General features: G+C 74.0%; 9 protein-coding genes. 5 read left to right on the top strand and 4 right to left on the bottom strand.

Going from position 1 to position 11,764, the window contains the following annotated elements:
* From ACTUAL_RS21290 to ACTUAL_RS21280, 3 genes are all read right to left on the bottom strand, one after another.
* On the bottom strand, positions 1–2,795 hold a 2,795-nt coding region (locus ACTUAL_RS21290), incomplete at its 3' end, for a beta strand repeat-containing protein (protein WP_440901484.1).
* A gap of 176 nt (positions 2,796–2,971) precedes the next feature.
* Complete coding sequence (locus ACTUAL_RS21285; RefSeq protein WP_440901483.1) at positions 2,972–3,814, bottom strand: hypothetical protein; 843 nt, start codon at positions 3,812–3,814, stop codon at positions 2,972–2,974.
* 294 nt (positions 3,815–4,108) lie between these two features.
* Positions 4,109–6,619, bottom strand: coding sequence for a hypothetical protein (locus ACTUAL_RS21280; RefSeq protein WP_440901482.1), 2,511 nt, complete (start codon positions 6,617–6,619; stop codon positions 4,109–4,111).
* A gap of 101 nt (positions 6,620–6,720) precedes the next feature.
* Here ACTUAL_RS21280 and ACTUAL_RS21275 point away from each other — a divergent pair, with 101 nt between their 5' ends.
* Positions 6,721–7,926 carry an AI-2E family transporter gene (locus ACTUAL_RS21275; protein WP_440901481.1) on the top strand — a complete coding sequence of 402 codons (1,206 nt, stop codon included), beginning with the start codon at positions 6,721–6,723 and terminating at the stop codon, positions 7,924–7,926.
* A gap of 42 nt (positions 7,927–7,968) precedes the next feature.
* Here ACTUAL_RS21275 and ACTUAL_RS21270 read toward each other — a convergent pair whose 3' ends face one another.
* Positions 7,969–9,168 carry a GGDEF domain-containing protein gene (locus tag ACTUAL_RS21270; protein ID WP_096497496.1) on the bottom strand — a complete coding sequence of 400 codons (1,200 nt, stop codon included), beginning with the start codon at positions 9,166–9,168 and terminating at the stop codon, positions 7,969–7,971.
* Positions 9,169–9,330: 162 nt separating this feature from the next.
* Here ACTUAL_RS21270 and macS point away from each other — a divergent pair, with 162 nt between their 5' ends.
* The 4 genes from macS to ACTUAL_RS21250 all read left to right on the top strand — a co-directional run bounded on the left by macS (position 9,331) and on the right by ACTUAL_RS21250 (position 11,574).
* Positions 9,331–10,476, top strand: coding sequence for a MacS family sensor histidine kinase (gene macS / locus ACTUAL_RS21265; RefSeq protein ID WP_096497497.1), 1,146 nt, complete (start codon positions 9,331–9,333; stop codon positions 10,474–10,476).
* The gene (locus ACTUAL_RS21260) at positions 10,473–11,132 is read left to right on the top strand and encodes a response regulator (RefSeq protein ID WP_096497498.1); all 660 of its coding nucleotides are present in this window, start codon (positions 10,473–10,475) and stop codon (positions 11,130–11,132) included. The genes macS and ACTUAL_RS21260 overlap by 4 nt, the downstream gene beginning before the upstream one ends.
* A gap of 158 nt (positions 11,133–11,290) precedes the next feature.
* Entirely contained in the window at positions 11,291–11,428 is a 138-nt protein-coding gene (locus ACTUAL_RS21255; protein ID WP_440901480.1) for a Scr1 family TA system antitoxin-like transcriptional regulator, read from the top strand.
* Positions 11,425–11,574, top strand: a complete 150-nt coding sequence (locus ACTUAL_RS21250) for a DUF397 domain-containing protein (RefSeq protein WP_440901485.1) — start codon at positions 11,425–11,427, stop codon at positions 11,572–11,574. Before ACTUAL_RS21255 ends, ACTUAL_RS21250 begins: the two co-directional genes overlap by 4 nt.
* Positions 11,575–11,764: the final 190 nt, after the last annotated feature.

Genomic DNA, 11,764 nt, shown 5'->3' with positions numbered 1-11,764 from the left:
CCGACCACCGGCAGGCCGCCACCGGTCAGGCCACCGACGACCGGCAGGCCGCCGCCCTGGGCGCTGCGCCCGCTGATGCCGGGCAGACCACCGGTCAGGCCGCCGACCAGCGGCAGGCCGCCACCGGTCAGGTTGCCCACGGGGAGGCCGCCGGTCAGGCCGCCGACCACGGGCAGACCGCCCGCGAGGCCACCCACGACCGGCAGGTCGCCCTGGAACGAGCGCTCCATCATGAAGACGTTGTTCAGCAGCGGCAGGCTCGTGATCGACATGTGGCGGTCGACCGAGCTGGGCAGGTTGATGCCCTTGGCGTCGGCCCCGCCGTCGACCTCGTCGCCGGTCTCGACGTCGTGCGTGCTGGACACCAGCGTGGTGGCGGTGCCGAGGACCTGCGCGGGCACGTCCACCACGGTCGCGGCGGCCTCGACCGGCGCGTACACCTCGGCGGCGGACAGCGAGCCGGAGCCCACCGTCTCGGTGCTGCCGCCGACCTGGGTCAGGGCGGTGGAGTCGGTGACGCTGTCGGCCAGGCCCAGCACCGACACGGCGTCGCCGTGCACGGCCGGGTTGCCGGAGATCGGCGCGGTCACCAGCATCCCGGACGCGGCCGAGTCCAGGCCCGAGGTCTCGTGGTCGCCGCCGACGACGAGGTTGGTGTCGTTGGTGTGGGTGGTGTTGCCGTTGCCCGCGACGCCGCCGGCGATGCCGAACACCTGCGCGGGCAGGCCGATCTGCGGGGCGATGCCGTTGCCGGACACCGAGGCGTTGTCGCCGTTGGTGGCGACGTCGCCGCCGGTGGTGACGTCGGCGGTGTTGGTGGTGACGACGTCGCCGTTGCCCGCGACCACGACCGAGTGGCCGAAGGACTGGAGCGTGGACGCCAGCGGGACCGAGGCGACGTTGCCCGCGATCGCGCCGTCCTCACCGGTGGAGACGGCGTCGCCGCCGACCGTGGAGGTGAGGAAGTTGTCGCTGTTGCTGTAGTGGTTGCCGCCGACGCCCACCGCGGACCCGAAGACCTGCGCGATGTTGTTGGTCGGCAGGTAGCCGATGTTGCCGGAGATCGAGCCGTGCTTGCCGGTCGCCTCGGCCGGGCCGCCGACGTCGAAGGTGCTGTCGCTGGTGGCGGTGGCGTTGGTGTTGCTCAGGATGCCGCCGGCCATGCTGTGCATCTGCAGGCCGAGCGCGGTGGGCAGGCCGACCGCGTTGCTGGACACCGTGCCGTCGTCGTCGCGGGTGTTCGGCTCGCCGCCGACCGCGGAGCCCTTGACCTCGTCGGCCGTGCCGTCGGCCTGGCCCAGCACGGAGAACGCGTTGCCGAAGGACTCGGCGGGCACGAACGAGGGCAGCGACACCAGGTTGCCGGACACGACGCTGTCGTTGCCCCGGCTGGCGTTGAGGCCGCCGACCTCGGTGGTGACGAGGTTGTTGCAGTTGCCGTCGGCGTTGCCGCCCGCCGAGAGGCCGGTGCCGCACAGGTCGGCGGGGACGGTCACCGGGGCGGAGACCACGTTGGAGCCGAGCACGGCGCCGTCGCCGTTGGTGAAGGTGTTGCCGCCCACCAGCGTCGTGGAGTCGTTGGTGTGGTCGGCCGCCGCGTTGCCGAGGACCGCCGCGCCGTTGCCGCCGACCGCGGCGGGCAGGCCGATCGGCAGGTCGCCGATGCTGCCGGACAGCGTGCCGTTCTCGCCGGTCGTGCTGGTGAAGCCGCCGACCTGCGAGTAGTTGGACGCCGAGGAGGTGGCGGTGGAGTTGCCCGCGACCACGACCGCGTTGTCGTCGGCCGAGATGGGCCCGGCGATCTGCGGCTGGAGGATGTTGCCCGCCAGGGTGCCCCGGTTGCCCGAGGTCTCCGCGTAGGTGGGCAGGTCGAAGATGCCGGTGTGCTCGCTGCCCGCGGTGGCGGTGGCCGAGTTCTCGGCGAGCACGTCGCCGTTGCCGAGCACGCCCGCGGCGTTGCCGTTCACGGCCGCGATGGGCGCCAGCGGGGCCAGCAGCGCGTTGCCGCCGCCGAAGCTGTCCGCGCCGCTCGTGGTGATGGTGCCGGGCACCTCGGCGGTGACGTCGGACGAGCCGTTCGCGAGGGCGTTGCCGATCGTGCCGACCGCGTTGTTGTTCAGCTGCACCGGCACGGCCCACTGGCCCGCGACGACGTTGCCGGACAGCGAGCCGCGCTCGCCGGAGGTGGTGATGTCGCCGCCCGCGACGGCGGACTGCGACGCGGTGGTGTTGGCCTCGGCGTTGCCCAGGCCGGCGATCGCGTTGCCGGTGACCGAGGTGGGCACGGCGGCGGCGATGGCGACGACGTTGCCCGCGAGCGAGTCGCGGGAGCCGTCGGTGATGGTCGTGCGGGTGCTGCTGGCCTCCTGCTCGCAGTCGGCCTCGACGTAGGCGTCGCCCAGCGCGCCGATCGCGTTGCCGCACACCATGACCGGCACGACGAGGTCGCCGACGATGCGGTTGTTGCGGATGATCTGGTCGGAGCCGATGCCCCGGCTGTCCTTGACGAGCGGGTTGGACTGCTTGCCCATCATCGTGTTGAGCGAGGGGACGACGAGCTTCTCGTCGATCTCGGGCAGCTCGACCGCGTCGCCCAGGACGCCGATCGCGTTCTTCTCGACGAGGACGGGGATCTCGATGTCGACGTCGGCCAGCTCCTGGCCGATGCTGTCGAGCATGGAGGGGGCGAGGTCGGGGCTGACCCGCTCCTCAGCGGAGGCGATGCCCGTGCCGAGCATCAGCAAACCACCGGTGACAAGTGCGGACTGGAGACCGCGCTTGGCCCAGGTCTGCATGTTTTCTCCTTCGATCAGTGAATGGGGGGTGGTCGGACGCGGACGGCGTCTGGGGGACGACCACCCGATTTCGGAAGAGCGCGCGGCGGATCGCCCGGAACGCGGTGCTCAGCGAAGAGCGCGCAGGCCGGAGACCGAGGAGCACGGGTGTGCCGCCTCGAAACCGCGCGCGGTGATCAGTCGGGGGTGATGCCGGGCTGCTTGCCGGGCATCGCGGTGTTCCGCTCGGTGGTGGGCAGGAGCGCCCGCGCCGCAGCGGTGGGAACACCGGAGGTGGACGCGATCGTGGAGAGCGCGCCGCCGTTGTTGTTGGACGAGGAAGCGCCGTCCGCACCGCACGAGCAGTGGGCGGGCGTGCCGGAAGCGGGCACGACCGGGGCGGACGGCAGGTCCGGGGTGGTGGGCTGCGCCGGGCGCGCCTCGGTGGCAGGCGCTTCGTCGCGCGACCGCTCGACCGGGGCCGCCGGGGCGGCGCTGGCCCTGGTGGACCGCTGCTGGGCCTCGACCTCGGCCGCGGCCGGGGTCTCGGGGGCCGCGACGGGCGCGACCTCCGGTTCGGCCGGGGCCTGGTGCTGCTCGGGGAGCGCCGGGATCGCGGTGGGCGCGAGGGCCGCGTCGACGCGCGGGGCGTCCTGGACCTCGACCACCTGCAGCACCGGTTCGACCCCGAGCAGGTCGCCGACCTGGCCCACGGCGCCGCGGATGTCCTCCGCGACGCGGCCCAGGTCGGCTCGCGGGATCTCGACCAGCTTCTCGCGCTGGGCCCGGATCACCGCGTCGAGGTCGTCCACCGCCTTGTCGACGGGGGAGAGGACCTCGCTCAGCGGGCCGCCGCCCAGCACGCCCTCCGAGAGGACGCCGACCGGGTTGAGGTCGACGGTCTCGGCGGAGGCCGGAGCGGCGGACAGCGCCCAGGCGGCGGCAGTGCCAGCCAGCGCGCCGCCGGCGACGAGCAGAGCGCGGGACAGCAATCCGCGGAAGCGGACCACCTTCCCGACTCGCTGCGCCGCTGCGGACACGCTGGTACCTCCACCTGGGAAAACGGACTTGGGGAGCCGGCCCGCACGATCACCGCCGTGGCTGGCCGACGCCGAGAGCCTGCCAGGGCTGCTCCCCTTGGCGCACCCCTTGACTGCTCTGTTCGCCGGATCGTGTGATCGCCACTCTGAGTTTCACCAGGATGACGCCGGGTAGCCGAGAAATTCTCGGTTCTTCCGTGTCACGCGCCCCTCGCGGGGACGCCGCCGCAGGTCAGCCGTTCGTGGACGACCGAACCGGAACGACGGCGTCCCGCCGGGTTCCACCGGGCCCGGCTAGACCCGCTTGAGCACGCGGGCCGCGCCCGCCGCCGCCGTGGACGCCAGGATCCAGCCCACCGCGATCAGCGCGCTGGCGATCCACTGGGACACCCCGGTGAACTGCCAGCGGTTGTCCTGCCCCAGGTCGATGATCGGCAGCAGCAGGTCTGCGGCCAGCAGCCACGGGTTCCACACCGGTGACTCGTCGTCGTTGAGCTTGAGCATCTCGTGCCACTGGAACCACAGGGCCCCGAACAGCCAGAACGCGGTCAGCCAGGTGATCGCCAGCCACGGCCGGTAGCCGTAGCCGACCGTCCAGCGCTGGAGGAAGCCCCACGCCCGGTGCGCCAGGCCCAGCTCGGAGTACCGGCGGTGCTGCTTCTCGACCAGCACCACCTGCGCCAGCTCCTCGTCGCCGCCCTCCCGGTAGACGGTGGCCAGCTGCTCGTACGGGCCGGGCGCGAAGTCCGGCTGCACCTCGCGCAGCCAGCGCAGCCGGGTGCGCACGTCCACGTCCGGGGAGGAGGCGATGGACCCGAAGGTGAAGTCCTCCACCGCGACCCCGCCACCCGCCGCCCACAGCCCCGGCCCGTCCACGACCGAGGCGGCGCGGGTCCCGGTGAGCACGACCCGGCCGCGCGGGGCCTGCTCGGCGTCGAGCCGCAGCACGAGCTGCTGGGCGGTCATGCCCCTGGCGCCCAGCGCGGTCCCGCCGGGGTCGTGGCCGAGCAGGGCGCCCGCGAACGTCGCGGTCTTGCCGACCTCGGCCAGCAGCAGCCGGACGCCGCCCTCGGCGGTGAAGCCGCCGCTGCACAGCAGGTCCTTGCCGACGGTGGCGACGCGGGCGTCCAGCGACGGCTTCGCGGTGCCGTCGTCCCGGCGGCGCGGGTCGCGCAGCACCGCGCCGGAGCAGTCGAGGGTGGAGCCGATCTCCGCGTTCTGCAGGCGCAGGGAGCCCTGCGCGCGCAGGTCGCGCAGGAAGAGCGTGCCGCCGACCTTGAAGCGGTCGGCGAACAGGACGTCGATGCCGGGGCCGACCAGGCGCGCGCCGGACAGGCTGGCGCTGCCGCGCACGCGGGCGTCGACCAGGCGGACCTGGCCGTAGGCGAGCAGCGCGGACTCGCGGGCGCTCGGGCCGGTGAACGCGCCGTGCGCGGCGCCCCTGGCGTCGAGGTCGCCCCGGACCTGGACGCCGTCGGCGTGCAGCGCGACGGGGATGTGCAGGAGGCCGTCGTCCTCGGCGCCGGGCTCGGGCTCGTCCCCGGCCTCGGCGGACCCGCGGCGCTCGGGGCGGTCGTGGTCGGCGCGGGCCTCGCCTGCCTGGTCCTCGCCGACTCGGGCAGGCCCGGCGGCGGGTCCTGCGGGCTCTGCGGCGGCCCTCGCGGGGACGTCGACGTCGTCCTCCCCCGCACCACCCGCGCCCGCCTTGCCCGCCCGCGCCCTGACGGCCCGCTCGACCAGCGCCTTCTGCCCGATCCGCGCCCCGGACAGCCGCAGGTACCCGCCGATCTCCGCGTTCGGCAGCCGGACCGTCCCGGTCGAGGTGAAGCCGTCGTCCAGCTCCACGTTGCCGTCGACCCTGATCCGGTCGGCGACCAGCGCCGCCGCCTCGTCGGCGGTGCCGCGCGGGATCACCAGCACCGGGCGCTCCACGGTGCTCGCCCGCAGCCGCGCGCCGGAGAGGACGACGTTGCCGCCGACCCGCGCGCCGTCCAGCAGCACCCGGCCCTCGGCGGTGAACCGGCCGCCCTCGGCGTCGCAGAACAGGCTGCCCGCGACGCGGACGCCGCTGGCCTCCAGCGCGTTGTGGCCGGGGTTGATCAGCCGGGCGCCGCCGAGGTGGACGCTGCCCCCGAAGTCGGCGCCGCGCAGCCTCACCTCGCCCCTGGCGCGCAGCGCGACCGCCATCAGCGAGCCGGAGACCCGGATCCTGGCGGCGAGCAGGGCGTGCGCGCCGCCGCGCAGGACCGCGCCCGCCAGGCGGAACGTGCCGTCGACGGTGGCGTCGGTCAGGTCGACCACGCCGTCGCTGGTGAACCCGGCCTCCAGGACCAGGTCGCTGCGCACCCGGACGTTGCGGGCGCGCAGGCCGGGCACCTTGCAGCCGCGCATCCGCAGCCCGACCAGGCGGGCCATCCGCAGGTCCGGCGGCTGCTCGAAGGTGCAGTCGAGCAGGTCGACCACGTGCTCGATCCGGGCGCCCTCCAGGCCGAACAGGCCCACGACGTGCGCGTTGATCAGCCGCAGCGCGGGCGGCCCCGGCGGCGCGGTGCGGGCGGACGCGAACGTGGCCGGGATGAACCTGGCCGGGGTCGACCGGAGCCTCGGGCGCTCCTCGGGGGCGGTCTCGGCGACGGCCGCCCTGGTGGTGGTGGGCCGGGTGGTGGCGGTGCCGCCCAGCAGCGCGGCGAGGAACGCGCCGCGCACCGTCCGCTCGCGCTGCGGCGTCCTGGCGCCGAACCTGAGCCGCGTGCCGCCCGCGAAGGCGGCGGCCACCCGCTCCTCTGCTGCGCTGATCGCTTCCACCTCCCGATCCGATCATCCGGGTGGCGCGCTTGACCAGGTCCGGTGACGGGTACTGCTGAGCTGCGCGAAGTCGGGACCCCGGCGGGGGTGGGCGGGATACGGTGATCGGCGTGGGCACACCGGATTGGGAGAGCAGCAAGGTTCCCCCGCTGCTGCGGGTGAGCGCGGCGCTGAGCTGGCGGTTCGTCGCCGTCGTCGGCGCGCTGTACATCGTGTCGCAGGCCGTGGGCTACATGGCGTCGGTGATGATCCCGGTGGGGGTCGCGCTGCTGCTGGCCGCGCTGCTGTCGCCCGCGGTGACCCAGCTGACCAGGGTGGGCGTGCCGCGCGGCCTGGCCCCCGGGGTCGTGCTGGTCGGCGGGCTCGCGGTGGTCGGCGGGGTGCTCACGTTCGTGATCACCGAGTTCTCCAACGGCCTCCCCGAGCTGCAGAACCAGGTCACCGCGTCGCTGAGCACGATCCGGGACTGGCTCAAGGACGGGCCGCTGCACCTGAGCGAGCTCCAGCTCCAGCAGTACGTCGACCAGCTGCTGGAGACGGTCAAGGCCAACCAGGGCGAGATCACCTCGGGCGCGCTGACCACGGCGGCGACCGTGGGCGAGCTGCTGACCGGGCTCGTGCTGGCCCTGTTCACCCTCATCTTCTTCCTGCACGACGGCGACGGGATCTGGCGGTTCATCACCCGGATCGTGCCGCGCGACGTGCGCGCCAGGGCCGACCTCGCCGGGCGGCGCGGGTTCGCCTCGCTGGTCAGCTACGTGCGGGCCACCGCGGTGGTCGCGGTGGTGGACGCGGTCGGCGTCGGCATCGGGCTGTGGATCGTCGGGGTGCCGCTGGTGGTGCCGCTGGCGGCGCTGGTGTTCCTCGGCGCGTTCATCCCGATCGTCGGCGCGGTGATCACCGGTGTGGTGGCGGTGCTGATCGCGCTGGTCGCGAACGGCCCGGTGGCGGCGGCGGTGGTGCTGGCGATCCTGATCGGGGTGATGCAGCTGGAGAGCCACGTGCTGCAGCCGCTGCTGCTGGGGCGCGCGGTGAAGCTGCACCCGCTGGCGGTGGTGCTGGCGATCTCGGCGGGCCTGGTGGTGGCCGGGATCGCGGGCGCGCTGCTGTCCGTGCCGCTGCTGGCGGTGCTGAACTCGGGGATCAGGTCGCTGCTCTCGGACGCGGACAAGCACGTGGACCCGAGGCGGGTGGACGTGGACGAGCCGCAGGAGGGCGCGCCGAAGGACCTGGGGGACGAGCACCGGGTGGACGAGCTCGGCTCGGACGACGACAAGAAGAAGGACAAGGGGCGCGAGCGCCGCTGACCCCCGGCCTGCTGCCCCCGATCGGTTGCTCCCGGTCGGGGCTCAGGCCATCTCGACCAGGTTCCGCCCGCAGCTCTTGGCGGCCAGCAGCGCCGAGTCGGCGGCGACCATCAGGTCGGGCAGCTCGTAGCCGAAGCGCTGGGTGGTCGACACCCCGATGCTCACCGTCAGCCCGGTGAGCAGGTGGGCGTGGCCGTCGGTGCGCACGGTCGGCACCTGGAGGTCGGCGATGGCGTGCCTGACCCGCTGGGCGACCGACCTGGCCACGGCCGGTTCGGCGTCCGGCAGCAGCACCACGAACTCCTCGCCGCCGAACCGCCCGACCAGGTCGCCGCGCCGGGTGCTGGTGTTGAGCAGGCCTGCCACGGCGCTGAGCGCGGCGTCGCCCGCCAGGTGCCCGACCAGGTCGTTGACCTTCTTGAAGTGGTCGAGGTCGAGCAGCAGCACCGCCATCGGGCGCTCGGTGGCGCGGGCCTTGGCCAGCTCGTAGCGGGCGCGGCCGTCCCAGTGCGCGGCGTTGGCCAGCCCGGTCTTCGCGTCCCGCTGCGCCGACCGCCGCCAGTGCGGCAACTGGGCGGCCCGCTCCAGCAGGGCCAGCGGCGGTCCGGCGACCACGGCGTGCACGGCCGTCGCGAGCGCGGCGAACCCCATCAGTCCGCCGATGCTGACCGCGACGACGCCGAGCACCACGTCGATCGGCTCGCCCACGACCTCCTCGCTCGGGGCGCGCGGGCTGCGCAGCTTCAGGCCGAGCGAGATCAGCGCGGCGCGGACCGTCAGCAGCATGGTGGCGCCCAGGACCAGCACGTCCAGCCTGCCCGTCGTCGGGTGCTCCCAGCCGATGGCCAGCCGGGTGCCGAACACCGCCAGCGCCGTCGAGGACAGGGTGAACAGCCAGCGGTGCACCTCGGGGCGCTGGTCGAGCAGGCCGTGCAGGGCGGGGCCGAACAGGAGCAGGACCAGCAGGTTCCCCGGCAGCGCGACCAGGCCCGCGGTGAGGTAGGACAGGTGGGCGGCCCACGGGTTGCGGGCGATCTCGCCCACGCGGTCGCTGTACACCGAGCTGACGATGATGACGGCGCCCGCGGTGCCCGCGATGGCGGAGAAGCGGGCGATCTCGTCGGGGGTGGGGCGCTCGGTGGCGACGATCGCGAGGACCGAGGCGGCGAGCGCGGCGGCGTCCACCAGGATCCAGTAGGCCAGCGCGGGTCGCCGCAGCGTCCACAGCGGCCACTCGCGCACGCGGAAAACCTCCCCTGCCGGAGGACGCCCGGCGCGGTCACCCCCTGCGACGGGCACCGGACCCGGTCAGCCTTCCACAAGCGGGTGCGGGGGAACAGACGGCCACCTGGGGGTTAGCCGCAGGGCGCGGACACGGCAGGATGGGGGTGGGGAGGGCTCCGGATGGCACAGGCACAGCAGACCGGTTCGGGCGTGACCGGGTTGGACGATCCCGTGGCGCACCTGTGGCGGGCCACGGTGGTGCTCCGCGTGGTGACGTTCTTCTTCGCGCTGGGCACGGTCCTGGTGCAGCAGAGCGGGTACCAGCGGCCGTGGTTGGCGTGGGTGGCGCTGGGCCTGATGGCGGTCTGGACGGTGGTCACCTCGGTGGCGTACCGGGGGCCGTCGGGGCAGCGGACCTGGGTGGTCGTGACCGACGTGCTCGTCGTGTGCGGGCTCATGTCGCTGTCGCTGCTGATCCTGACGCCCGCGCAGTTCCTGTACGGCGTCCCGCTGATCACCACGATCTGGGCGTCGGCGCCCCCGGTGGTGTGCGGCGCGCACGGCGGGCAGTACGCGGGCGCGGTCGGCGGCGCGGTGGTCGGGTTGAGCACGTACCTGAACCGGGGCGACCTGAACACGGACCTGGTGCGGGACGTGGTGCTGCTGGTCGGGTCGGGGTTCGTCGTCGGCATGGCGGCGAGCGTGGGGCGCAAGTCGTCGGCGCAGCTGGCGCAGGCGCTGCGGGCGGAGGCGGCGACGGCGGAGCGCGAGCGACTGGCGCGGTCGATCCACGACGGGGTGCTCCAGGTGCTGGCGCGGGTGCGCAAGCGGGGCAACGAGCTGGGCGGGGAGGCCGCGGAGCTGGCCGAGCTGGCCGGTGAGCAGGAGGTGGCGCTGCGCACGCTCGTGGCGGCGTCGCCGGAGGAGACGACGGAGAGCGGCGAGGCCGACCTGCGGCCCGCGCTGCAGCTGCTGATCACCCCGAAGGTGCACGTGGCGACGCCCGCGACGCACGTCATGCTGCCCGCCAGGACGGTGATCGAGCTGGTGTCGGTGGTGCGCGAGGCGCTGTCGAACGTGGAGAAGCACGCGGGCCCGGACGCGCGGGCGTGGGTGCTGCTGGAGGACCTCGGGGAGGAGGTCGTGCTCAGCGTCCGCGACGACGGGCCCGGCATCCCGGAGGGCAGGCTGGCCAGCGCGGAGGCCGAGGGTCGGATGGGGATCGCCAAGTCGATCCGGGGCAGGGTCGAGGCCCTGCGTGGGACCCTGGAGCTTCAGACCGGGCCGGGGGAGGGCGCGGAGTGGGAGGTGCGGGTCTACCGATGAGCAGCGTGACCGTGATGGTGGTGGACGACCACCCCCTGTGGCGCGACGGTGTGGCGAGGGACCTCGCCGAGCGCGGTTTCCAGGTGGTCGCCACCGCCGCGGACGCGGGCTCGGCGGTGCGGATCGCGCGCGCCGTGCGCCCCGCCGTGGTGCTGATGGACCTGAACCTGGGCGAGGCGGCGTCGGGGGTCGACGCGACGCGGATGATCGCCGGTGAGCTGGAGGGCACCAAGGTGCTGGTCCTGTCGGCGAGCGGCGAGCACGACGACGTGCTGGAGGCGGTGAAGGCGGGCGCGTCGGGCTACCTGGTGAAGTCGGCGTCCGCGGAGGAGCTGGTGGAGGCGGTGAACCGGACGGCCGCGGGCGACGCGGTGTTCACGTCCGGCCTGGCTGGCTTGGTGCTGGGCGAGTACCGCAGGATGGCGGCGGCCCCGGACGAGGTGGACCGGCCGCAGCTGACCGACCGGGAGACCGAGGTGCTGCGGCTGGTGGCGAAGGGCCTGACGGCGAGGCAGATCGCGACCCGGCTGGTGATCTCGCACCGGACGGTGGAGAACCACGTGCAGTCGACGTTGCGGAAGCTGCAGTTGCACAACCGGGTGGAGCTGGCGCGGTACGCGATCGAGCATGGGCTGGACGGGGACCCGGAGGGCTGAGCTTCCGCCGGTCAGGGCCCCGGCCGGTTCTCCGGGGCAGGCCCAGACCAGCCGCGCGGTGAGTCGAGGGGGACGCGCGCGCCGACCTGGATCGCCTGGGTGAGGAGTACCGGCGCAGGCGGCCGAAGACGCCGTGGGGCACGGCGGTCCCGGACCGGTTGCGGAAGTTCCTCAGCACCGAGGAGACCGCGCGGCGCATCGAGTCCTACCGACCCGACCTGCTGGACGGCCTGGTCCAGACCGAGGACCACGCCCGCGCGGTGATCTCGACCCACCGGTCTGACCGTGGTTCCTGAGCGGGCAGTGCGTCGAGGTCGGGCGCGCGGCCGGGTGGTGCGGGGTGCGGGACTCGAAGAACCCCTCCGGGCCGGTGCCGGTCTTCGGGGCGGCGGGGTTGTCGGCGTTCGTGGCGGCGGTCAAGCTCGGCGGGTTCGCGGGGTAGCACCGGCGTCGGGAGGCCGCAGGTGACGGAGTCGCTGCTCTCCAGGGTGTGGGCACAGGTCGCCATTGCGCTGGACCGCGCCGCTTCCGGAGCCGCGGGGTCGCTGTGGCGGATGCAGTGGAAATACCTCCAGGCCGAACGATCGCTGCTCGCTTATGTCGCTCGACTGGGTGGGGTTCTGCCCACACGA

It is taken from the genome of Actinosynnema sp. (assembly GCF_052038725.1).
The sequence above is the reverse complement of the archived record's forward strand: the minus strand, read 5'-3'. Positions and strand labels throughout refer to the sequence as shown.